This is a genomic window from Monashia sp. HAY1-11D, from assembly GCF_056868035.1.
The window spans coordinates 4,322,344-4,345,271 of the sequence record NZ_CP200320.1; the positions used below are offsets into that span (position 1 = coordinate 4,322,344).

Genomic DNA, 22,928 nt, shown 5'->3' on the forward strand with positions numbered 1-22,928 from the left:
GTCCCGTCGGGTGGGCGCGCGCTCGCACCCGTCACCGCTCCCGCGTGACGGCCGGGTGCAGCGCCCACTCGACGGGGGCCGCCATGGACAGGCCGACGGTCCCGCCCGGCGCCTCACTACAGTCGGTGCTGTGTCACCCCGATCCGTCATCGCCAGCGCCCGACGGCTCGTCGTCAAGGTGGGGTCGAGCTCGCTGACGGGCCCGGACGGCGGCATCGACCACGAGCGGCTCGTCGCGCTGTCCGACGCGCTCGCCGGCCGCCACGCCGACGGGACTCAGGTCGTCCTCGTCAGCTCCGGCGCCATCGCGGCCGGCATCCACCCCCTGCGCCTCGGCTCCCGTCCGCGCGACCTCGCCACCCAGCAGGCCGCGGCCTCGGTCGGCCAGGGCGCCCTGCTCGCCGGGTACACCGCGGCGTTCGGCGTCCACGGCATCACCGTGGGGCAGGTCCTGCTGACCGCCGACGACGTCACGCGGCGGACCCACTACGCCAACGCCCGCCGCACCCTCGAGCGCCTCCTCGACCTGGGCGTGCTGCCCATCGTCAACGAGAACGACACCGTCGCGACGTCGGAGATCCGCTTCGGCGACAACGACCGTCTCGCCGCCCTCGTCGCCCACCTCATCGACGCCGACGCGCTCGTCCTGCTCTCCGACGTCGACGCGCTCTACGACGGTCCGCCCTCGCGGTCCGGCACCACCCGCATCCCCCTCGTGCGCGGTCCCGAGGACCTCGTCGGCGTCGAGATCGGCGGCAGCGGCTCGAAGGTGGGCACCGGCGGCATGACGACGAAGATCGAGGCGGCCCGCATCGCGACGGCGGCCGGCGTCGTCACGACGGTGACCGCCGCCGCCAGGGTCCTCGACGTCCTCTCCGGCGGGGACGTCGGCACCGTCTTCCTGCCGATCGGCGTCCGCGGGCGCTCCCGCCGGCTCTGGCTCGAGCACGCGACGACGGCACGCGGGCGTCTCATCGTCGACGACGGCGCCGTCGCGGCGCTCGTGCACCGCAAGAAGTCGCTGCTGCCCGCCGGCATCGTCGCCGTCGAGGGCACCTTCCACGAGGGCGACCCCGTCGACGTCTGTGGACCCGACGGCACGGCCGTCGCGCGCGGGCTCGTCAACTACAGCTCGGCCGAGCTGCCTGCCCTGCTCGGGCGCTCAACACGGGAGCTGGCCCGCGACCTCGGGCCCGAGTACGAGCGCGAGGTCATCCACCGCGACGACCTCGTCGTCCTCTGACGCTCCTCTGACGCTCCTCGAGCACGGGACCGCGGAGGGCGCGCGGACACGCGAGCGGCCACGCGTCCGGTGGACGCGTGGCCGCTCGGTCGCGGGTCAGTGGTGGGTCGCCGTCTCGGCGCCGACGCCGGTCAGCGAGCGGACCTCCATCTCGGCGTACTTGGCGGCGTTGAACTCCCGGCTCGTCACCGTGCCCACCCACCCGAGCACGAAGCCGAGCGGGATGGAGATGATGCCCGGGTTGTCCAGCGGGAACCAGTGGAAGTCGACGCCCTGGAGCATCGAGGGGCTCTTGCCCGTGGCCGGGTCGACCGGCTTGCCCGACACGACCGGCGAGAACACGATCAGGGTGATCGCGCTGACGAGGCCGCCGTAGATCGACCAGAGTGCGCCCCGGGTGTTGAACCGCTTCCAGAACAGCGAGTAGAGGATCGTCGGCAGGTTCGCGCTCGCGGCGATGGCGAACGCGAGCGCGACGAGGAACGCGATGTTCTGCCCGAGGGCGAAGATGCCGCCCACGATGGCGATCGCACCGAGGACGAGGGCCGCCATCCGCGCCACCTTGACCTCCTCCTCCGGCGTCGCCTGCCCGTCGCGCACGACGGTGTTGTAGACGTCGTGGGACAGCGACGCGCTCGCCGTGATCGTCAGACCGGCGACGACCGCGAGGATCGTCGCGAAGGCCACCGCGGAGATGATGCCGAGGAGGATCTCACCGCCGAGGTGGAAGGCGAGCAGCGGCGCGGCCGAGTTGACGGCGCCGGGCGCGGCCTTGATCTCCTTGGCCCCGACGAGCTCGGCGGCACCGAAGCCGAGGACGAGGGTGAACAGGTAGAAGATGCCGATGAGCCAGATCGCCCACACGACCGAGCGGCGCGCCTCGCGCGAGGTCGGCACCGTGTAGAAGCGCATGAGCACGTGCGGCAGACCGGCCGTGCCCAGCACGAGCGCCATGGCGAGCGAGATGAAGTCGATCGGGTTCTTGTACTGCAGCCCCGGCGAGAGGAGGTCCCGCGTGGCACCGTCGGCCGCCTTGGGCGCCGCCGCCGCCGCGTCACCGAGCAGCTGGGACAGGTTGAGGCCGAACTTGCCGAGCACCCACAGGGTCATGATGCCGGCGCCGATGATGAGGAGCACGGCCTTGATGATCTGCACCCACGTCGTGCCCTTCATGCCGCCGTAGATGACGTAGAAGATCATGATGACGCCGACGACGGCGATGACGACCCGCTGCCCGACCGCGCCCTCGACGCCGAGCAGGAGGGCGACGAGGCCACCGGCGCCGGCCATCTGCGCCAGCAGGTAGAAGAACGACACGACGAGGGTGGAGATCGCGGCCGCGATGCGCACGGGACGCTGGCGCAGCCGGAAGCTGAGCACGTCGGCCATCGTGTACTTGCCGACGTTGCGGAGCAGCTCGGCCACGAGCAGCAGGGCCACCAGCCAGGCGACGAGGAAGCCGATCGAGTAGAGGAAGCCGTCGTACCCGTTGAGGGCGATGGCTCCGGCGATGCCGAGGAAGCTCGCGGCCGACAGGTAGTCGCCCGCGATGGCGATGCCGTTCTGGCGACCGCTGAAGGCGCGCCCGCCCGCGTAGTACTCGGCGGCGCTGCGGTTGTTGCGCGAGGCGCGGATGACGATGGCGAGGGTGACGACGACGAACAGGGCGAAGATGCCGATGTTGATCGCCGGGTTGCCGACCGTGGTGGCGGCGGGCGCGAACGAGACGACAGTGGCGGACGTGGCGACGGCGCTCACTTGTGGTGCCCTCCCATCTTCTGCGCGAGGGCCTCTGCGGCGGGGTCGAACTCGCGGTCGGCCCAGCGCGCGTAGACCATCGTGATGACGAAGGTCGAGACGAACTGGAGGAGGCCGAGGACCAGGCCCCACGTGATGTTGCCGACCAGGCGCGTGGACATGAACCCCTTGGCCCACACGGCGAGGAAGACGTAGAGGAAGTACCACGCGAGGAACAGCGCGGTCAGGGGGAACACGAAACGGCGGAACTTGGTTCGCAAAGCGGCGAACTCGGCCGAGTCCTGCATGGCGACGTTGGGGTCGTCGGCCACACGCGGCGGAGCTTCTCTGCTCACGGGCCACCTCCGGATGACTGGCCTGGCGACGAGGCCTGGCGTTGGGCGGGTCGGTGTGCTCGCAGGACGACGAGGACGGCCGGGCTCGCCCGGGCAGGTCGTGAACCGACGTCGCTGTCGTCCGCTCGCCGGTCACGGGACCGGCGACTGCAAAGGTAGGAGCGTCCGGGCCGTCACGGATCCTCCGGCGTTCCGGGCGTCGCCGAGCGGCCGAACCGGCTCGCCGTACGCGGACTCACCCGCGACGAGCGGCCACGTTCGTGCGCTGAGCGGTCGACCCGACGGGGTGGAACGACCCGCGGTCCAGGTGCAGGTGCTCCGGGGCGTGCAGCCGCACCATGGTGCGCGCCACGTGCTCCGGGCGCCGGGACCGGGTCACGACCGAGGCCGCGACCATGGTGGCGAAGGCGGCGGGCACGGTGACGGCGGCCGGCTGGCTCATGACGACGCCGAGCCACCCCTGTGTCGCGATGCCGAAGGTCGTCGCGACGACGGCGACCATCGAGAGCCCACCGCCGACGACGAGACCGCAGATCGCGCCGGGAGCCGTCAGGCCGCGCCACCAGATCCCGAGGACGAGCATCGGGCAGAACGTCGACGCCGCGACGGCGAAGGCCAGCTCGACGGCGTGGGCCACCGGCACGCCCGCCGAGGCGACGGTGAGCAGGACCGCGAGGACGACGGCGATGACGGTGGAGACGCGGAAGGACGCGATGCCCTGCCGGTGCCCGGACCCCCACCGGACGAGGTCCTGGCTCAGGACGCCGGCCACTGATACGACGAGGCCGGTCGAGGTGGACAGGAACGCGGCGAACGCGCCCGCTGCCAGCAGCGCGGTGAGCCCCTGCGCGGCCGGTCCCTCGAGCAGCCGACTCGGCAGCTGGAGGACGACCGAGTCGGCGCGGCCGCTGGCGACGAGGTCCGCGGCGACCGAGCGCCCGAGCACCCCGTAGAGCACCGGCAGCAGGTAGAACCCGGACAACAGGGCCAGGACGACGAGGGTCGTGCGACGCGCGGCGCGTCCGTCGCGGTTGGTGTAGAAGCGAACGACGACGTGCGGCAGCCCCATCGTGCCGAGGAACGTCGCGAGGACGAGCGAGTACGTGAGGTACAGCGCGTTCTCCCCGCGCAGCGGCTCGACCCAGTCCGCGACGTCGAGGGTGCCGACGCCGGTCGAGCGGTCCCGGCTCGCGAACGCCCCGACGAGGAAGAACAGCGGCGTCAGCAGGGCGACGAGCTTGAGCCAGTAGTGGAACGCCTGCACGAGCGTGACGCTGCGCATCCCGCCCGGCAGGACGCTCAGGCACACGACGAACGCGACGACGAGCTGACCCACCCACGACGGTGCCCCGGTGAGCGTCCGCAGAGTCAGGCCCGCGCCCTGGAACTGCGGGATGAGGTAGAGCACGCCGATGCCGACGACGAGCAGGCTCGACAGACGCCGGGCGGCGAGCGACTCGAGGCGCAGCTGCGCGAAGTCGGGCAGGGTGTAGGCCCCCGACCGGCGCAGCGGCGCCGCGACGAAGACGAGCAGCAGCAGGTACCCCGCGGTCCAGCCGACCGGCAGCCAGAGCATGTCGACACCACGCGCCACGATGAGGCCGGCGACGCCGAGAAAGCTCGCTGCAGAGAGGTACTCGCCGCTGATGGCCGACGCGTTGAGGACGGGGCTGACGCCGCGGGAGGCGACGTAGAAGTCGCTCATGGTACGCGACAGGCGCAGCCCGAAAGCCCCGACCGCGAGCGAGGCGAGCGACACGACGACGACCGCCACGATGCTGACAGCGCTGTTCACCGGCTCGCTCCTCAGCGGCCGTCGAGGAGGTCGCTGAAGCTCTCCTCGTTGCGCTCGGCCTGACGGACGTAGACCCGGCCGAGCACGAGGATCTCGGCGAAGGCGACGACCGTGAGGAGCACCCACGGCACCGGCACGCCGAGCACGTGCACGCGTCCGAGCTCGGGCCACAGCCGGAACAGCAGCGGCAGCCCACCGAGCGTCACGGCCACCACGGCCGCCACGCCGAGGGCGAGACGCAGCTGGCTGCGCATGAGCGAGGTGATGTAGACCTCGCCGAGCGGCGTCTGCTCGTCGATCTCCGAGGCGATCGAGGTCGCCCGCGTGCGGGCCGCCGCCGTGCGTGGGCTGGTGACCCGGACCCGCGACGGCGGGGCGGCGTCAGGGGTGCCCGGCCCGAGCGGCGTCACGTCCGGCCCCGGGGCTGGGCCCGGCGGACGAGCACGTCGCGCAGCGCGCGCGTGTGCCGGCGGCTGACGACGAGCTCGTGGCCGCCCACGACGACGGTCGTGCGCCCGGACTCGGTGCGCCACTCGGTGATGTGCGCCAGCGACACGAGCGAGGACCGGTGGATCCGCACGAACCCCGCCTCTCGCCACTGGTCGGCGAGCGTCGTCAGCGGGACCCGCACGAGGTGGCTGCCTGTGGCCGTGTGCAGGCGGGCGTAGTCGCCCTGCGCCTCGACGTACAGCACCTCCGAGCGCGGGACGAGCCGGCTCACGCCGGCCAGCTCGACGACGATGCTCTCGTCCGGTGCCGTGGGCAGGGACGGGGCGGACCCCTCCCCGTCGAGCCGACGCACGACCTTGCGGACGGCCTGGTCGAGGCGGTCGTCACGCACGGGCTTGAGCAGGTAGTCGACGACGTTGAGCTCGAACGCGTCGACCGCGTGCTGCTCGTGGGCCGTGACGAAGACGACCGGGGGCTGGGTCGTGAACCGCGCGAGGACCCGGGCGAGGTCGAGGCCGCTCAGGCCCGGCATCTGCACGTCCATGAAGATCGCGTCGACCTGCTGGTCGTGCAGGACGCGCAGGGCCGCCTCACCGGACTGGGCGGGCACGACCTGGCTGACGGACGCGTGCCGCCCGAGCATCCACACGAGCTCGTCCAGCGCCGGCGCCTCGTCGTCGACGGCCAGCACCCGCAGGCCTGGGTCGTTCATCCTCGCCTCACACGTGCACCCCGGGCCTGAACTTCGGAAGCCGGACGACGACCTTGGTCCCCGCGCCGCGGGCGGTCTCGACGACGAGACCGTACTCGTCTCCGTAGGCCGCGCGCAGCCGCTCGTCGACGTTGGCCAGGCCCACCGAGTCGCTCGCCGGGTCGCCGGACAGCACGCGGCGCACGCGCTCGGGATCCTCTCCGACGCCGTTGTCCTCGATCGTCACGACGCACTCCTGGTCGACGTCCTGGGCAAGGATGCTGATCTCCCCCGGCCCCGCGCGGCCCTCGATGCCGTGACGCACGGCGTTCTCGACGAGCGGCTGGAGGCACAGGAACGGCACGACGACGGGCAGCACCTCGGGCGCGACCCGCACGGTCACCGTGAGCCGGTCGCCGAAGCGGGCCCGCTCGATGACGAGGTAGGCCTCGATCGAGCGCAGCTCCTCGGCCAGCGTCGTGAACTCGCCGTGCCGCCGGAAGGAGTACCGGGTGAACTCGGCGAGGTCGAGGAGCAGCTCACGGGCCCGCTCCGGGTCGGTGCGGGTGAACGAGGCGATGGCGGTCAGCGAGTTGTAGACGAAGTGCGGGCTGATCTGGGCCCGCAGCGCCCGGACCTCGGCCTCCATGAGGCGGGTCCGGGACGCGTCGAAGCTCGGCGAGCTCGAGCTGCCCGGACACCCACCGGGCCACCTCGTTCGTCGCGCGGACCAGGCTCGCCGAGGCCTGGTCGGTGAAGACCTGCAGGGTGCCGACGACCTTCTCGTCGACGTCGAGCGGCGCCACGACGGCCTGCCGCACGATGCACGAGGGCTCGGCGCACGCGACGTCCGGACCCCCGACGACGGTGGCCCGGCCGTGCTGGAGCGTGCCGGCCGCGACCGGCACCGGCTGGGTGGAGTGGTGCGCCTTGCCGCCCTCCCAGGCCAGCAGCCGGGTCGTGTCGGTCATCGCGACGGCCGGCGCACCGAGCAGCGAGCGCAGGTGCTTGAGCGAGCGCTCCGCCGACTGGGGCGTCAGGCCCGCCCGCAACGGCGGCGACGCGAGCAGCGCCGTGTGCAGCGTCCGGTACGCGGCGCGGTCGGCCTGCGTGCCGAGGTGACCGCGACGCAGCAGCGCGCCCCACGAGCTCATGCGCCCACCCTACGGGCGGACCGTCAGGCGTCGCCCGGTTCCTCGTCGCGCAGGTGCCAGAGGCCGGAACGACGCTCGGCGTCGAGCTCCTCCTGCGTCGCGGCGCGGGCGGCGTACCGGTCCCGCATCGCCTCGCGCTTCTCGTCGCGCGTCGGGCGGGCGCTGTCGGCGAGGCGCAGGTCGCTGCCGCGCACGCCGAGCAGCTCGGCACCGGACTGCAGCGTCGGCTCCCAGTCGAAGACGACGGCGTCGTCGGTGGCGCCGATGACGACGGTGTCGCCCGCGACCGCGCCGACCTTGTACAGCTGCTCCTCGACGCCGAGGCGCGCGAGCCGGTCGGCGAGGTAGCCGACGGCCTCGTCGTTGCTGAAGTCGGTCTGGCGCACCCAGCGGACCGGCCGCTCGCCGGTGACGCGGTAGAACGGTCCGTCGGGGCCGTTCTCCTTCGTCACCGCGAAGCCCTGGTCGTCGACCGACCGCGGACGCAGCACGACCCGCTTGGGCAGGGCCGCCTCGGCCTCGATCTCCTTGCGCGCCGCCTCGACGTGGCGCGCGAGGGCGTACGTCAGCTCGTTCAGGCCCTGGTGGGCGACCGCCGACACGACGAACACCTCGAGGCCGCGTGCCTCGAGGTCGGGCTTGACCAGCTCCGCGAGCTCGCGGGCCTCGGGCACGTCGGCCTTGTTGAGGACGACGACACGGGTGCGCTCGGAGATGGGGCGGCCACCGAGGTCGGCGTCGGGCACGTAGAGCGACAGCTCGTTCTCGATGACGTCGAGGTCGGTCATCGGGTCGCGCCCCGGCTCCAGCGTCGCGCAGTCGATGACGTGGACGAGCACCGAGCAGCGCTCGACGTGGCGCAGGAACTCCAGGCCCAGGCCCTTGCCCTCGTGGGCACCGGGGATGAGTCCGGGCACGTCGGCGACGGTGAAGCGGCTCGAGCCGGCCGTGACGACGCCGAGGTTGGGAACGAGCGTCGTGAACGGGTAGTCGGCGATCTTCGGCCGGGCCGCCGACAGCACCGACACGAGCGAGGACTTGCCCGCGCTGGGGAAACCGATCAGGGCGACATCGGCGAGCGTCTTCAACTCGAGGACGACGTCGATCTCCTCCCCCGGCTCCCCCAGCAGCGCGAAGCCCGGCGCCTTGCGTCGGGTCGACGCCAGCGCCTTGTTGCCGAGCCCGCCCCGACCACCGCGGGCCACGACGTGCTCGGTGCCCATGCCGACGAGGTCGGCCACGATGCCGCCCGACGCGTCCTTGACGACCGTGCCCTCGGGCACCGGCAGGACGAGGTCGGCGCCGTCGGCGCCGTTGCGCTCATCGCCCGCACCGGGCGCGCCGTTGCCGGCCTTGCGATGCGGGTGGCGGTGGTAGTCGAGCAGCGTCGTGGCCTGCGGGTCGACGCGGAGCACGACCGACCCGCCGTGCCCCCCGTTGCCGCCGTCCGGCCCGCCGAGCGGTTTGAACTTCTCACGGTGGACCGACGCGACACCGTGGCCACCGTTGCCGGCTGCCAGGTGCAGCACGACACGGTCGACGAAGGTCACTGCCATGGGTTCACTCTTCCAGATCGGGGTGGTCGGCTCGGTGGGTCACGCGGGCCGGATGCGGCGGACATGCGAAAGGGCGGGCCAGCGCGGCCCGCCCTTCCACGAGGTCTGCTGTGACAGGAGCGTCACTCCGCAGCGGCAACCTCGACCGGCTCGATGTTGACGGTCTTGCGGCCGCGCCTGCTGCCGAACTTGACGGCGCCGGCGACGAGGGCGAACAGCGTGTCGTCGCCACCGCGGCCGACACCCTCACCCGGGTGGAAGTGCGTGCCGCGCTGACGGACGAGGATCTCGCCGGCATTGACCTGCTGGCCGCCGAAGCGCTTGACGCCGAGTCGCTGTGCGTTCGAGTCACGACCGTTGCGGGTCGAGGACGCACCCTTCTTGTGTGCCATGTCGTTGCTCCTTGTGAGGTCTGTGTCGGCCCGGTCAGGCGTCGATCGCGGTGATCTTGACCTGGGTCAGCGGCTGGCGGTGGCCCTGACGCTTCTTGTAGCCGGTCTTGTTCTTGTACTTCATGATCGTGATCTTGGGGCCCTTCGCGGCCTTCACGACCTCGGCGGTGACCGACGCCTTCGACAGCTTCGCGGCATCCGACGTCACGGTCGTGCCGTCGACGAGGAGCAGCGGCGTGAGCTCGACGGCGTCGCCGGGCTGACCCGTCACCTTGTCGATGAGCAGGACGTCGCCCACCGAGACCTTCTCCTGGCGACCGCCAGCGCGAACAATCGCGTACACAGTGAAACTCACTCTCTTCGTTCAGGGGTGGATCGCCACTTTCGGAACCGGCCCGTCAACACGGGCCCGGTGGGCGCACCAAGGATCAAGAGTACCGGCTCGGGCGGTGCTGCTCCAAACCGAGGTCAGGCGGGGCCGGAGCCGTCCGACCCGTCACCGGCGCCGCCGCGTGGCGGGCCGGCCGGGGCGACGACACGGCCGCGGCGGCGTCGGCCCCGGGTCGCCGTCTGCGTCGGCTGCGTCGGCTGCGTCGGCTGCGTCGGCTGCGTCGGCTGCGTCGGCTCCGTCGGCTCCGTCGGCTGCGTCGGATGCGTCGGATGCGCGGACTCCGTCGGCTGGGCGGGCTGCTGCTGCTGCTCCGCCTGCGGGCGCTCCGCCGGCGCGGCGACGACGTGCGGGTGCCCGTCGACCGACGCCGGGTCGTGCCCCCCGACGCGCGCCAGGTCGGGGTGCCCCTCGGCCGACTCGACGGCGTGCTCGAGCCGCTCGATCTGGTCGGCGGCCACGGCCGCGCCCTTGACCGCAGCCGCGTGAGCGGCGGCGGCGATCTGGGCCGCCGTCGGGCCGGACGGCCGGTGCGCGTCGGCAGGCGCGGCATGGTCGGACCCGCCGGCGCCGGTCGACCCACCGTTCGAACCGGCCCCCGAACCGCCCGAGCCGCCCGAGCCACCCGAGCCACCCGAGCCACCCGAGGCACGTCCGCCGCGGCGACGGCTCTCACCGGCGGACTCGGGCTGCTGGTGGGCGCCCTTGTCGACCGGATCGGTGTGGATGACGTAGCCGCGGCCGTTGCAGTGCTCGCACACGTGCGAGAAGACCTCGATGAGGCCGGACCCGACCCGCTTGCGCGTCATCTGGACCAGGCCGAGCGAGGTCACCTCGGCGACCTGGTGCTTGGTCCGGTCCCGGCCGAGGCACTCGAGCAGGCGTCGCACGACGAGGTCGCGGTTGCTCTCGAGGACCATGTCGATGAAGTCGATGACGATGATGCCGCCGATGTCGCGCAGCCGCAGCTGGCGCACGATCTCCTCGGCCGCCTCGAGGTTGTTCTTGGTGACCGTCTCCTCGAGGTTGCCGCCCGAGCCGACGAACTTGCCGGTGTTGACGTCGACGACGGTCATCGCCTCGGTGCGGTCGATGACGAGCGAGCCGCCGGAGGGCAGCCACACCTTGCGGTCCATGGCCTTGGACAGCTGCTCGTCGACGCGGTGGTGGGCGAAGAGGTCCTCCTCGGAGGTCCACTTCGTGACCCGGTCGGCGAGGTCGGGGGCCACCGACGAGATGTACGGGTGGATCTCCTGCCAGGCCTGCTCGCCGGAGACGACGAGCTGCTTGAAGTCCTCGTTGAAGACGTCGCGGATGACCCGGACCGTGAGGTCCGGCTCGCCGTGCAGGAGCAGAGGGGCCGAGCCGCCGGTCGCGGACCCGGTGCCACCGTTCTTCTTCTTGCCCTTGCTCTTGCCGGCGCGCGGGGTCGAGGCCGCCTCGGCCTTGGCCTGGATGTCCTCCCACGTCGACGTCAGGCGCTCGACGTCGGCGCGCAGCTCCTCCTCGCTCGCGCCCTCGGCGGCGGTGCGCACGATGACGCCGGCGGTGTCGGGCACGACCTCCCGGAGGATCTTCTTGAGGCGGGCCCGCTCTGTGTCGGGCAGCTTGCGGCTGATGCCCGTCATCGAGCTGTTCGGCACGTAGACGAGGTAGCGGCCCGGCAGCGAGATCTGCGAGGTGAGGCGCGCGCCCTTGTGACCGATCGGGTCCTTCGTCACCTGGACGAGGACGGTCTGGCCCGAGCTCAGCGCGTTCTCGATGCGCTTGGGCTGGCCGGACTCCAGGCCGGCGGCGTCCCAGTTGACCTCGCCGGCGTAGAGCACGGCGTTGCGGCCCTTGCCGATGTCGACGAACGCCGCCTCCATCGAGGGCAGCACGTTCTGGACGCGGCCGAGGTAGATGTTACCGGCCATCGAGACGTTGGTGGCCTGGTCGATGTAGTGCTCGACGAGGACGCCGTCCTCGAGGACGCCCATCTGGGTGCGGCCGTCCTTGTTGCGCACGACCATGACGCGGTCGACGGCCTCGCGCCGGGCCAGGAACTCGGCCTCGGTGATGATCGTGCGACGGCGGCCGGCCTCACGGCCCTCGCGCCGACGCTGCTTCTTGGCCTCGAGGCGGGTCGAGCCCTTGACGGCGACCGGCTCGTCGCTGCGCGGCTGGCGCACACGGGTCGAGACGCCGGGGGTCTCGTCGGACGAGTCCGCGGTCGACCCGGCACGGCGCCGGCGGCGCCGGCGGCGGCTCGAGCCCGTCTCCTCGTCACCCTCGGAGTCGTCATCGGCCGCGGCCTCGTCCCCGGAGGCGTCCGCGTCGCGGGTGTCCCGGGCCTCCTTGACGTCCGTCGCGGCACGGCTGCGGCGGCGACGGCCACGGCTGCTCTCCGGCTCGGGCGAGGGCTCGTGGTCCGTGGCCTCGTCGGTGGACTCGTCCGTCGGCTCGTCCGCGGAGTCCTCGAGCTCGTCACCGCCGTCGGCCTCCGAGCCGCGGCCGCGACGCCCCTTGCCCCCGCGGCGACGGCGCGAGCGACGCGCCGTGGCGTCCTCGGTGCCGGCCTCGGGGCGCTCGTCCGCCTCGTCCTCGTGGCGGTCGGCATCGGCGTCGGCGGGCACCTCGTGCTCGTCGGCCGTGGCCTGCTCCTCGGGCTCGGGCCGGCGGGTGCGCGTGCGACGCGTGGGGACGCTGCTCGTGTCGGGTGCCTGGAAGAGCACGCTGAAGCTCGGGACCACCGCCAGCGGGTCGGCGGCCTGCTCCCCGCCCTCCTCGCTCTCCTCGTCCTCCTCGTCCTCATCGGGGTGGACAGCATCGTCGAGCTCGTCGACGGACGCGTCGATGGACGCGTCGAGGGAGCCCCGGGCGTCGACGCTCGCGACGAGCTCCTCGAGGGCTGCGGCGGCGCGGTCGCTGCCGTCCGTCCTCTCGCCGGTCTCCCCGGCCGTGGCGTCGGACGCGGGCGCGGCGGTGCCGGCGGCCTCGCTGCGGTCCCCGGTGTCGCCGCCGTCCCCGGTGTCGCGACCGTCGGCGGCGTCGGGTCCGGCCGCCGCCTTCGTGCGCCGGGTACGCGTCGCCTTCGGGGCGTCCGCGGAGGCGGCCGCCTTCGCCACCCGGCTCGCGCGCTTGCGCGGCGTACGCGCCGGAGCGGCGTCCTCGGTCGGCTCAGCGGCCTGCGTGGACCCCCCGGCCTCCGAGGGGTCGGGGTCTGCTGCGGGCGCGGGCGCGGCCGCCTTCTTCGTGACGCGGCGCGAGGCCCGTTTGCGTGGCGTGGCAGCGGGCGCGTCGGCGGCAGGCGCGGCCGCCTCGGCGTCGAAGAGGTTCGGGGCGGCCCCGCCCTCGGTGGTCTCGGTCGAAGCAGTGGTGTCGTTGGGTGCCATCCGGCAGCCTCCCGTCAGGAGCGGTGTGACCCACACCGCGGCCTGAGCCGTCGCCACCGCTCGAAACGCGGTTCCTGTCGTCCCGTTGCCCGGGACGGAAGTCGATGCGTTACACCCGGTCCCGGTTCGCGCTGGGCGCGGCCCCGGTCCCTCGTGCCGTCGGCGTTCTCGTCGGCAGCCGGTTCGTCGTCATGCCTGGTTTGGTCATGTCAGCGGGTCGGCCACCCTCGCGGTTGCGGTGTCGAGCGGTCCCTGCGCCAGACGCGTCACCAGGGGCGGACGCGGAGGCTGCAGGTCGGCGATCTCACGCAGCGCGGTCAGAATGTCGTCGGGGCGTACGGCAGGTGTGGTGTGTCGTACGACCATGCGCAGTATCGCACAGTCCGCCGGGATGGCGAGCGAGGCGAGGACCGCCGAGGGCGTGTCGTCCGCCGCCACGTCGCCCGCGCGACCGGTGCGGGCGGCCACGATCGCGCCGCGGACGTCGAAGGTCCGGGGCCCCGACTTCGTCAGGCGGGTCACCTCGGCCGCTTCACGGGCGAGGAGCGCCTCGACCGCGGTGGCGAGCACCTCGAGCGGGACCCCCGCGAAGACGAGGAGCCAGTCGCTGGCCTGCAGCCGGTCGGCCAGCGCCCCCGCGGGCGCCTCGACGACCTGGACGATGTCGATGCCGTCGGGCAGCGCCTCGTCGAGCGCGACGCGGACCGACTCGGGGTCGACGCGCGCGGTGACGGCGATCTCGACGTACTCCGCCTCGCTCGCCGTCCCGGTGGCGGCCGCGTTGGCGTAGCTGATCTTCGGGTGCGGGTGGAACCCCGCCGAGAAGGCCATCGGCACGTCGGCCCGGCGCAGGGCCCGCTCGAGCGCCCGCTGGAAGTCGCGGCTCGAGGTGAAGCGCAGGCGTCCGCGCTTGGTGTAGCGGATGCGGAGGCGTTGGACCACCGGGTCCGGGGCCGGACCCTCTGGGACGCGCTGACGAGCCTGACGAGCCATGCGCGGAACGCTACCGCGCCGCCGCGCACCCGTCCGACGGGCCGAAGCGGCGGACCGGCGGCCCGACCGGCGGTCCCCCGCGTCAGTCGTCGGAGCCGAAGCCCAGGCGCTCGTCGGCCCGACGGCGCCGCTCCTGCGCCTCCTCGGCGTCGAGCCGGTCGGCCTCCTGGAGCGTGGGGGCGGTGCCGCCGAGGCTGGCCGGCAGGTAGCGCAGGTCCGCCCCGCGCAGCGGCTCGTAGGCGGCGCGGGCGATGTCGAGCAGCTCCTGCATGACGGCCTTGTAGCGCTGCGTGACCTCGTCCGGGTCGGCGTCGCGGGGCACCGGGACCGGCTCGCCGACGTTGACGAGGATGGGCACGTTCGTCCGGCCGAGCCGGCGCGGCAGCCCCTTGGACCAGACCCGCTGCGAGCCCCAGACGACCGTCGGCAGGAGGGGCACGCCGGCCTCGGCCGCCATCCGGGCCGCGCCGTTCTTGAAGGCCTTGAGCTCGAAGGACCGCGAGATCGTGGCCTCGGGGAAGACGCCGACGATCTCGCCGGCGCGCAGCGCCTCGACGGCCGCTGCGTACGACGCCGCGCCGGCCGTGCGGTCGACCGGGATGTGGTGCATGCCGCGCATGAGCGGACCGCTGACGGGGTGGCTGAAGACGCCGTCCTTGGCCATGAACCGCACCAGCCGGCCCGACCTCCGGGCGGCCAGCCCGGCGTACGCGAAGTCGAGGTAGCCGATGTGGTTGACCGCCATGACGGCGCCACCGACCCGAGGGACGTTCTCCTCCCCGAGGATGGTGAACCGCAGCCCCTGCATGGCGAACAGGCCCCGCGCGAACCCGATGACCGACGAGTAGACCGGTTCCATGGGGACACTCTGCCCTGCCGCGTCGGCGACCCGGAAGGCGGTCGAGGGCACGGTGGGCCACATGGAAGGATTGGTGCATGACTGACGCACCTGCACCCACGACCTCGCGGATCCCCGAGCGTCCCACGCTCGACGGCCTCGAGGAGAAGTGGATGCAGGTATGGAAGGACGAGCAGACCTACGCCTTCGACCGTGAGCGCGCTCTGGCGCTGCCGCGCGAGCAGGTCTTCGCCATCGACACGCCGCCGCCCACCGCGTCCGGCAGCCTGCACGTCGGCCACGTGTTCTCGTACACGCACACCGACTGCATGGCGCGCTACAAGCGGATGCGGGGCCTCGAGGTGTTCTACCCCATCGGCTGGGACGACAACGGCCTGCCCACCGAGCGCCGGGTGCAGAACTACTACGGCGTGCGCGGCGACGCCACGCTGCCGTACGTCGAGGGCTACGAGCCGCCGTTCTCCGAGGGCGTCGACGCCAGGGGCAAGGCGATCAAGGCCGCCGACCAGCAGCCGATCAGCCGCAAGAACTTCATCGAGCTGTGCGACGTGCTCACCGTCGAGGACGAGGTCGCCTTCGAGTCGCTCTTCCGCCGCCTCGGCTTCTCGCTCGACTGGAACATCTCCTACCGGACCATCGACGAGCGCTCCCGCGCCGTGGCCCAGCAGGCGTTCCTGCGCAACCTCGCGCGCGGGGAGGCCTACCAGTCCGAGGCGCCCGGCCTCTGGGACGTGACGTTCCAGACCGCCGTGGCCCAGGCCGAGCTCGAGGCCCGCGACTACCCGGGAGCCTTCCACCGGGTCGCGTTCCACCGGGCCGGGGCCGAGCCGGTCCACATCGAGACGACGCGACCGGAGCTCATCCCGTCGGTCGTCGCCCTCATCGCCCACCCCGACGACGAGCGCTACCAGCCGCTGTTCGGCACGACGGTCACCTCCCCCTTGTTCGGCGTCGAGGTGCCGGTGCTCGCCCACGCCGCGGCCGAGATGGACAAGGGCGCCGGCATCGCCATGTGCTGCACGTTCGGCGACCTCACCGACGTGCTGTGGTGGCGCGAGCTGCAGCTGCCGATCCGCTCGCTCGTCACCCGCAACGGGCGCCTGCAGGCCGAGACGCCCGAGTGGATCGCCGGCGGCCCCGGCGAGCGGCTCTACGCCGAGCAGCTCGCGACGAAGACCACCTTCAGCGCGCGCGAGGCCGTCGTGGCGGCGCTGCGCGAGTCCGGGGACCTCGACGGCGAGCCGCAGAAGACCCAGCGCAAGGCCAACTTCTACGAGAAGGGCGACAAGCCCCTCGAGATCGTCACCTCGCGCCAGTGGTACATCCGCAACGGCGGCCGTGAGGAGGCCCTGCGCTCCAAGCTCGTCGGGATGGGTGACGACGTCGACTTCCATCCGGCCTTCATGCGCTCGCGCTACAAGAACTGGGTCGAGGGCCTCAACGGCGACTGGCTCATCAGCCGCCAGCGGTTCTTCGGCGTCCCGTTCCCGGTCTGGTACCCCGTGACCGCCGACGGCGAGACCGACTACGACCACCCCATCGTGGCGCCGGAGTCCGCCCTGCCCGTCGACCCGCAGATCGACGTGCCCGAGGGTTACGAGGAGGCCCAGCGCGGTGTTCCCGGGGGCTTCGTGGCCGACCCCGACATCATGGACACGTGGGCGACCTCGTCCCTGACGCCCCAGATCGCCGCCGGCTGGCCGGTGCGCGACGGCGCCGCCGAGGAGGACCGGCTCGGCTCCGACCAGGCGCTCTTCTCGGCGGTGTTCCCGTACGACATGCGCCCCCAGGGCCACGACATCATCCGGACCTGGCTCTTCGCCACCGTGACGCGGTCGTACTTCGAGCACGGGGTGGCCCCCTGGCGTCACGCCGCGATCAGCGGCTGGATCCTCGACCCGGACCGCAAGAAGATGAGCAAGTCCAAGGGCAACGCCGAGACGCCCGAGGACGTCGTCCTCGCGCACGGCGCCGACGCGGTGCGCTACTGGGCGGCCTCGGGTCGCCTCGGGACGGACGCGGCCTACGACACCGGACAGATGAAGGTCGGTCGACGCCTCGCCATCAAGGTGCTCAACGCGAGCAAGTTCGCGCTGGGGTTCGGTGAGGTGTCCGGTGACCTCCGCGCTGCGGTGACCAACCCCCTCGACCTGTCGATGCTCTCGGCCCTGGGGGACGTCGTCGACAAGGCCACGCACGGCTTCGAGGCGTGGGACTACACCCGGTCGCTCGAGGTCACCGAGACCTACTTCTGGACGTTCTGCGACGACTACCTCGAGCTCGTCAAGGACCGCGCCTACGGTGGCCAGGGCGAGGAGGAGGCCGCATCCGCGCGGGCCGCCCTTCGCCTCGCGCTCGACACGCTGCTGCGGCTGCTCGCCCCGTTCCTGCCGTACGCCACGGAGGAGGTGTGGTCCTGGTTCGGCGAGGGCTCCCTGCACCGCCAGTCCTGGCCGACGCGCGACGCGCTGCCGGCCGGGGGCGACCCGGCTCTGCTCGCGACGGTCGGCGAGGCGCTCGCCGCGGTGCGCAAGGTCAAGTCCGAGGCCAAGCTCGGCATGCGCGCCGAGGTGCGCACCATGACCCTCGTCGGGCTGCCCGACGAGCTCGAGCGCGTGCGGGCCGCGGAGGCGGACCTGCGTGCGAGCGGGCGCGTCACCGAGCTCGGCTACGTCGAGGGCGACGGCATCGAGGTCCGCGACGCCGAGCTCCTGCCGGTCGAGAAGCCGGGCGCGCCGAAGGCCTGAGGCCCGAGTGCGGGGTGGGCTCGCCGGGGGCCGCCCGACCGGCCCTCCCGACCGGCCCTCCGCCCGGCCCTCTGCCCGACCCTCCGCCGTCCCTCCCTCGGGCCCCCGCCACGTGTCAGGACGACAACGATCACCGGCGTCGCTCCCGTACGGACCGCCCCCGCGCAATAGGGTGGCCCGCATGTCGAGACGGGGGACGGTCGCTGCTGCCGCCGCCGGGATCGTCGTCGCGGTCGCGCTGGTCGTCGCCGCGACGGGACCCTCGGTGCCGGTGCTGTCCCGGCCGGTCAGCACCGAGACGATCTCGGTGCTGCCGACGAGGTCCGTCGTGTCGGCCACGCCCTCCGACTCGGCCGGCACACCGACGACGGGCATCGTGCCGAGCACACCCTCACCGCTCTGGGGCCTGCTCGTGCAGGTGGTCATCGCCCTCGTCGCGCTCGTCGTGCTCGCGGCGCTGGCCCAGGTCGTCATCGCGCTGCTGCGACGGCCCCAGGTGCGTCGCCACGAGGAGCCTGGCTTCGAGGCGCCGACGGTGCCCGAGGAGCTGCTCGCGTCTGCCCGCTCCGGCATCGAGCTGCTGCTCACGGGCGAGCCGCGCAACGCCATCGTCGCGGCCTGGCTCAGCCTCGAGACCGCAGCCGCGGCCACCGGCCTGCCGCGCGACCCGGCCGAGACGTCCACCGAGTACACCGCCCGTGTCATCGGCACGTGGGCCGTCGACCCCGACCGGCTCGCCGACCTCGCGGCCCTCTACCGTGAGGCGCGCTTCTCGGTGCACGACCTCGGCGAGGCGCACCGCGACCGCGCCGTGGCCGACCTGCGCGTGCTGCACGCGGACCTCGAGCGGATCGCCGCGGCCCACGCGTCCGGCCCGGGCGGTGCCGCCTCCAGCACCCCCTCCAGCACCGCCTCCAGCACCGCCTCCGAGGGGGCCGAGGGGGCCGACGGTGGCCGCTGACCTGCGCGGTGGACGCCACGCCGCACCCGGATCCGGGTCGACGGTGGTGGTCGCCGGCCTGCGCGAGACGCTCGCCCCGTGGCGTCGGCGGATCCTGGCCGTGCTGCTCACCTGGCTCGGGTTCCTCGCCGTCACCGCCGTGCTCGGCCTGATGCCCGACGCGCCACGGGTGCTCACCGTGCTCGTCGCCGTCTTCGTCGTCGCCTGGCACGTCATCGACCACGTCGGCTCACTCGGGCGCACCGTGTGGCCCCTCGTCGACGGCGAGCTCGGCTCGGGCGGGCGGGGCAACGACTTCCGGGTCGCCAACCTGTCGGCGCGCCTGGAAGCGGCCAACACCCGCGGCGAGGGGCGCGAGGCCCTCGTCCACGACCTGCACGTGCAGCTGCAGCAGCTGGTCCGTGAGCGGCTCTACGCCCGGCACGGCCTCGTCGCCGAGGAGGAGCCGCGCTGGTCCGAGGGCGTCACGCCGCCCGAGCTGTGGGAGCTGCTCGTCGGCCTGCCCCCAGCCGACCTCTACCGTCCAGACAGGCTGGACCCGATCCTCCGACGAATCGAGCAGTGGTGAACCGATGACCGAGATCGACCCCCAGACGCCCCCGGTCGCAAAGGCCCCGGCGGACCCGCGCCGGGAGCCGTCGATGGACCTGTCGCGTGTCAGTGCGCTCAGTGCCGCGATCCTCGACGAGGTCGACCGGGCCGTCGTCGGCAAGCGCGAGTCGCTGACGCTCGTCCTCGCCGGGATCCTCGCCGGGGGCCACGTCCTCATGGAGGACTTCCCCGGCCTGGGCAAGACGCTCGCGGCCCGCAGCTTCGCCCAGACGCTCGGCCTGGAGTTCAAGCGCGCCCAGTTCACTCCGGACCTGTTGCCCGGCGACATCACCGGCTCCTTCGTCTTCGACCAGCGCGAACGGCAGTTCGAGTTCCGCCCGGGCCCGCTCTTCACGGGTCTGCTGCTCGCCGACGAGATCAACCGCACGCCGCCGAAGACGCAGGCTGCGCTGCTCGAGGCGATGCAGGAGAAGCAGGTGACGGTGGAGGGGCGCACCTTCCCGCTCCCTCGGCCCTTCCACGTGCTCGCGACGGCCAACCCCGTCGAGTACGAGGGCACCTACCCGCTGCCCGAGGCGCAGCTGGACCGCTTCCTCATGCGGGTCTCGTTCGGCTACCCGAGCCTCGACGAGGAGTGGCAGATCCTGTCCAACCGGATGGCCCGGCGTCAGGAGGAGCAGGAGCTGCCCGCGGTCGTCGGCCCGGAGGAGCTGCTCGCCATGCAGGCCGCCATCGAGGCGACGGTCGTCGACGAGTCGGTGGGCCGGTACTGCGTCGCGCTCACCGCGGCGACCCGCACCCACGGTGACGTGCTCATGGGCGCCTCCCCCGGGGCGCCCTCGGCCTGCTGCTGTGCGCGCGCGCGTACGCCGTCATCGACGGCCGCGACTACGTGACCCCCGAGGACGTCAAGGCTGTCGCCGTGCCCGTGCTCGCGCATCGCGTCACCGTCAAGCCGGAGCTGTGGATGAGCAACGTCAGCGGGGCCGCGCTCGTCGGCGGGCTGCTGCGCACGGTGCCGGCGCCGTCCGCGCGCGAGGGCGCCGGCCACCGGCCGGGAGCCTGAGCCCGTGCGCCCGCTCGGGTCGTGGGCCCCGACGGCGGCGCACCAGCGCGCGATCGTCCTCGCGGCGGCGTTCGCCGTCCTCGGCGTGCTGAGCCGTCACGCGGACCTGCTCGTCCTCGCGACCCCGCTCGCCGTGGCAGCCGTGTGGGGTCACCTCGCCCGTCCGCGCAGCGAGGTGAGCGCCTCGGCCCACCTGCAGACCAGCACCCTGCGCGAGGGAGAGGCGACGAACATCGTCGTCACCACCGACCCCGCCCTCCACGAGGCCCACGGGGTCGCCATGCTCGCGAGCGTGCCCTGGTTCGAGCGCAAGCCGTCGACCGGCATCGTGCCGCTCGACGACGGGCGGGCCGTCGTCGCGGTGCGCTCCACCCGGTGGGGGCGCCGACGCGTCGGGACGGTCAGCGTCGTCCTGTCCAGCCCGTGGGGCGCCTTCCGCGTCGGGCCCACCGACCTGCCCGACCTCGAGCTGGGCACGCTGCCGTTGCCCGCTCTCTTCGACGCGAGCGCGCCGACCCCGCACCCGCGCGGTGTCGTCGGGCTCAACCGCTCGAACCGGCCCGGGTCGGGCACGGAGTTCAACACCATCCGCCGGTTCCACCCGGGCGACCGGCTGCGTCGCATCCACTGGCCGGTCTCGACGCGCACCGGGGTCCTCCACGTCACCTCGACGTACACCGACGAGGACGCCCACGTCTTCCTCCTCGTCGACGCCTTCAGCGACCTCGGCCCGCGCGAGGGCATCGACGGGCGTCCGACCAGCCTCGACGTCACGGTCCGTGCCGCGGGCGCGATGAGCGAGCACTTCCTGTCGGGCAACGACCGGCTGACGCTGCGGACCGTCGGGGCCGCCCGGGTGCCGACGCTCGGAGTCGGCTCCGGCGTCCACCACCTGCGCCGCGTCCTCGAGACGCTCGCGGCGATCTCCCCGGCCACCGAGCGGCGTGACACCGGCGAGGCCGCCATCCGGGGCGTCGACCCGAACGCGCTGTGCCTCGTGCTGTCCCCGCTCGTCGAGCCCACGATGGTGACGATCGCCCACACCCTCGCCGCGCGAGGCCTGACGGTGGTCGTCGTCGACACCTTCCCGGACCATCTCACCGACCCCTCCGGCAACCCCTACGAGTCGACCGCGTGGCGGCTGCGGCTGCTGCAGCGCGAGGCGCAGGTGCACAGCCTGCGGCTGCGCGGCGTCCCCGTGGTCGCCTGGCGCGGGCCGGGCTCACTCGACCAGGTGCTGCGCGACATCGCCCGGCGTGCCCGCGCACCCCGGCTGGCGAGGCGGTGACCGGGATGGGTCGACCCTCCTCCACGACGCCGCCGAGCTCCGGGGCCTCCCACCCACCGCGGCGCTCCCGCTGGACCCTGCGCCTCGGCGGGCCGGAGTGGTCGGCCAGCCAGCTCGGGGTGGCCGTCGTCCACGTCCTCGGCGCGCTCGTCTACCTCGTGTCGCTGCACCGCGCGGCCGGCGGCTTCGAGGGGCTCTACTGGCTGCTCGCGCTCGTGCCGCTGCTGACCTTGTCGTGGGTCGGGTCGGCGCTGCCGCTCGCCTACTGGGGACTCATGCTGTTCGGCTGGTTCACCCTGACGCCCGAGGCCTCGTTCTCGTGGTGGAGCCTGCCCGCCGCGGCCGGAGTCGCGGTCGGGCACGCCGCCGCCGCCCTGGGCGCGTCGGTGCCGCCGGCCACCCAGCTCGATCGACCCGAGCTCCTCCGCTGGGCGAGGCGCACCGGGCTGGCGGCCGCTGCCGCGCTCCCGGTCGGGGCCCTCGCCGGGGTGCTCGCGGGCCGGGTCGGCGATGCCGCGCCGGCCGCGCTCGTCGTCGGCGTGCTCGGCCTGTCGGCCGGACTGCTCCTGCTGCGCACCGAGCCGCCTGCAGAGCCGAGCTGACCCGTCTGTCAGGCCGCCCCTGGCGGACCGGCCACGTCGTGGACCGCAGCCCACGGCACGTCCCAGCCGGCCAGCCGGAGCCGGCGCGTCACGAAGGCCTCGCGGGGCAGCCCGACGACGCGTCCGACCGACGGCTCGTAGACGTCGAGCCCGTCGGAGCCGGTCGCCGGCAGCGCGAGGACGACGTGCCGCGGCAGGGTCGGGCTGCCGATGTAGAGGACGGCCGGGCGTCCCGGGCCGACGGCGGACACGAGGTGGTCGTAGGCCCGTTCGAGCCGCGCACGTGACCCGAGCCGGAACCACTGGACCTGCCACCTGGCCCCGTGCGCCCCGGCCCCGAACCGCAGCTCGTTGCGGGCGCCCCACGGCGACGTGCCGAGCGAGCGCGGCCACGGCAGCTGCGGCCGCCCTCCCCCGCCGAACAGGCCGCCGGTGCGCCGGGCGACCACCTGCTCGTAGGCGGCGAAGCGCTCCGCCTCGGTGCCGCGGTCCATTGGGGCGTCCGGGTCGCGCGGGACCCCGAGGCGGATCCACTGCGCGAAGGCCGGGTCGACGAGCATCCGGGCCACCGTGAGCGAGGCGGACCCGCACGTCGTCGACGTCTGCTGGACGGGCGCCGGGTCACCGGAGCGCAGTCGGAACGGTGCGACCACGGGCGGTCAACCTCCCGTCGGGACCCGCGTCAAGGACCGGTGCGACGCCGCGGCCGGATGGCGGTGGCGGA

General features: G+C 73.3%; 22 protein-coding genes. 8 read left to right on the forward strand and 14 right to left on the reverse strand.

What is annotated here, in order from left to right; translation table 11 throughout:
* Positions 1 to 130 precede the first annotated feature (130 nt).
* Positions 131 to 1,243, forward strand: a complete 1,113-nt coding sequence (gene proB / locus AC1VM9_RS19940) for a glutamate 5-kinase (RefSeq protein ID WP_483123833.1) — start codon at positions 131 to 133, stop codon at positions 1,241 to 1,243.
* A 96-nt stretch (positions 1,244 to 1,339) separates the two neighbouring features.
* Here proB and AC1VM9_RS19945 read toward each other — a convergent pair whose 3' ends face one another.
* From AC1VM9_RS19945 to AC1VM9_RS20005, 13 genes are all read right to left on the reverse strand, one after another.
* Positions 1,340 to 3,001, reverse strand: coding sequence for a solute symporter family protein (locus AC1VM9_RS19945; protein ID WP_483123834.1), 1,662 nt, complete (start codon positions 2,999 to 3,001; stop codon positions 1,340 to 1,342).
* Positions 2,998 to 3,288, reverse strand: a complete 291-nt coding sequence (locus tag AC1VM9_RS19950) for a DUF485 domain-containing protein (protein ID WP_481342098.1) — start codon at positions 3,286 to 3,288, stop codon at positions 2,998 to 3,000. Before AC1VM9_RS19950 ends, AC1VM9_RS19945 begins: the two co-directional genes overlap by 4 nt.
* 283 nt (positions 3,289 to 3,571) lie before the next feature.
* Complete coding sequence (locus AC1VM9_RS19955; protein WP_481342087.1) at positions 3,572 to 5,131, reverse strand: sodium/solute symporter; 1,560 nt, start codon at positions 5,129 to 5,131, stop codon at positions 3,572 to 3,574.
* Positions 5,132 to 5,142: 11 nt separating this feature from the next.
* Positions 5,143 to 5,541, reverse strand: coding sequence for a hypothetical protein (locus AC1VM9_RS19960; protein WP_481345819.1), 399 nt, complete (start codon positions 5,539 to 5,541; stop codon positions 5,143 to 5,145).
* Positions 5,538 to 6,293 carry a LytR/AlgR family response regulator transcription factor gene (locus AC1VM9_RS19965; RefSeq protein WP_481345820.1) on the reverse strand — a complete coding sequence of 252 codons (756 nt, stop codon included), beginning with the start codon at positions 6,291 to 6,293 and terminating at the stop codon, positions 5,538 to 5,540. The genes AC1VM9_RS19960 and AC1VM9_RS19965 overlap by 4 nt, the downstream gene beginning before the upstream one ends.
* 7 nt (positions 6,294 to 6,300) lie before the next feature.
* A complete protein-coding gene (locus AC1VM9_RS19970; RefSeq protein WP_483123835.1) occupies positions 6,301 to 6,921 on the reverse strand; it encodes a sensor histidine kinase in 621 nt (206 codons plus the stop codon).
* On the reverse strand, positions 6,812 to 7,426 hold the full coding sequence (locus AC1VM9_RS19975) for a hypothetical protein (protein WP_483123837.1): 615 nt from the start codon (positions 7,424 to 7,426) through the stop codon (positions 6,812 to 6,814). Before AC1VM9_RS19975 ends, AC1VM9_RS19970 begins: the two co-directional genes overlap by 110 nt.
* Positions 7,427 to 7,449: 23 nt before the next feature.
* On the reverse strand, positions 7,450 to 8,982 hold the full coding sequence (gene obgE, locus AC1VM9_RS19980) for a GTPase ObgE (protein ID WP_481345821.1): 1,533 nt from the start codon (positions 8,980 to 8,982) through the stop codon (positions 7,450 to 7,452).
* A gap of 122 nt (positions 8,983 to 9,104) precedes the next feature.
* Entirely contained in the window at positions 9,105 to 9,374 is a 270-nt protein-coding gene (gene rpmA / locus AC1VM9_RS19985) for a 50S ribosomal protein L27 (protein WP_481345822.1), read from the reverse strand.
* 34 nt (positions 9,375 to 9,408) lie between these two features.
* A complete protein-coding gene (rplU, locus tag AC1VM9_RS19990) occupies positions 9,409 to 9,717 on the reverse strand; it encodes a 50S ribosomal protein L21 (protein ID WP_481342097.1) in 309 nt (102 codons plus the stop codon).
* A gap of 125 nt (positions 9,718 to 9,842) precedes the next feature.
* A complete protein-coding gene (locus tag AC1VM9_RS19995) occupies positions 9,843 to 13,136 on the reverse strand; it encodes an Rne/Rng family ribonuclease (RefSeq protein ID WP_483123838.1) in 3,294 nt (1,097 codons plus the stop codon).
* A gap of 204 nt (positions 13,137 to 13,340) precedes the next feature.
* Positions 13,341 to 14,129, reverse strand: coding sequence for a TIGR03936 family radical SAM-associated protein (locus tag AC1VM9_RS20000; protein WP_481342079.1), 789 nt, complete (start codon positions 14,127 to 14,129; stop codon positions 13,341 to 13,343).
* Positions 14,130 to 14,211: 82 nt separating this feature from the next.
* On the reverse strand, positions 14,212 to 14,988 hold the full coding sequence (locus AC1VM9_RS20005; RefSeq protein WP_483123839.1) for a lysophospholipid acyltransferase family protein: 777 nt from the start codon (positions 14,986 to 14,988) through the stop codon (positions 14,212 to 14,214).
* 77 nt (positions 14,989 to 15,065) lie between these two features.
* Here AC1VM9_RS20005 and valS point away from each other — a divergent pair, with 77 nt between their 5' ends.
* The 7 genes from valS (at position 15,066) to AC1VM9_RS20040 (ending at position 22,204) form a co-directional block, all read left to right on the forward strand.
* Complete coding sequence (gene valS / locus AC1VM9_RS20010) at positions 15,066 to 17,735, forward strand: valine--tRNA ligase (RefSeq protein WP_483123841.1); 2,670 nt, start codon at positions 15,066 to 15,068, stop codon at positions 17,733 to 17,735.
* Between the two features lie 181 nt (positions 17,736 to 17,916).
* A complete protein-coding gene (locus AC1VM9_RS20015; RefSeq protein ID WP_483123842.1) occupies positions 17,917 to 18,696 on the forward strand; it encodes a DUF4129 domain-containing protein in 780 nt (259 codons plus the stop codon).
* Positions 18,686 to 19,264, forward strand: a complete 579-nt coding sequence (locus tag AC1VM9_RS20020; RefSeq protein WP_481342515.1) for a hypothetical protein — start codon at positions 18,686 to 18,688, stop codon at positions 19,262 to 19,264. The genes AC1VM9_RS20015 and AC1VM9_RS20020 overlap by 11 nt, the downstream gene beginning before the upstream one ends.
* 4 nt (positions 19,265 to 19,268) lie before the next feature.
* Positions 19,269 to 20,144 carry an AAA family ATPase gene (locus AC1VM9_RS20025; RefSeq protein WP_483123843.1) on the forward strand — a complete coding sequence of 292 codons (876 nt, stop codon included), beginning with the start codon at positions 19,269 to 19,271 and terminating at the stop codon, positions 20,142 to 20,144.
* The gene (locus tag AC1VM9_RS20030; protein WP_483124053.1) at positions 20,123 to 20,314 is read left to right on the forward strand and encodes a hypothetical protein; all 192 of its coding nucleotides are present in this window, start codon (positions 20,123 to 20,125) and stop codon (positions 20,312 to 20,314) included. The genes AC1VM9_RS20025 and AC1VM9_RS20030 overlap by 22 nt, the downstream gene beginning before the upstream one ends.
* A 4-nt stretch (positions 20,315 to 20,318) precedes the next feature.
* Complete coding sequence (locus tag AC1VM9_RS20035; protein ID WP_481342516.1) at positions 20,319 to 21,602, forward strand: DUF58 domain-containing protein; 1,284 nt, start codon at positions 20,319 to 20,321, stop codon at positions 21,600 to 21,602.
* 5 nt (positions 21,603 to 21,607) lie between these two features.
* Positions 21,608 to 22,204, forward strand: coding sequence for a hypothetical protein (locus tag AC1VM9_RS20040; RefSeq protein WP_481342517.1), 597 nt, complete (start codon positions 21,608 to 21,610; stop codon positions 22,202 to 22,204).
* A gap of 8 nt (positions 22,205 to 22,212) precedes the next feature.
* Here the strand turns inward: AC1VM9_RS20040 and AC1VM9_RS20045 are convergent, their stop codons facing one another.
* Positions 22,213 to 22,857: a hypothetical protein gene (locus AC1VM9_RS20045; RefSeq protein ID WP_483123845.1), complete on the reverse strand. Its 645-nt coding sequence runs from the start codon at positions 22,855 to 22,857 to the stop codon at positions 22,213 to 22,215.
* Positions 22,858 to 22,928 lie beyond the last annotated feature (71 nt).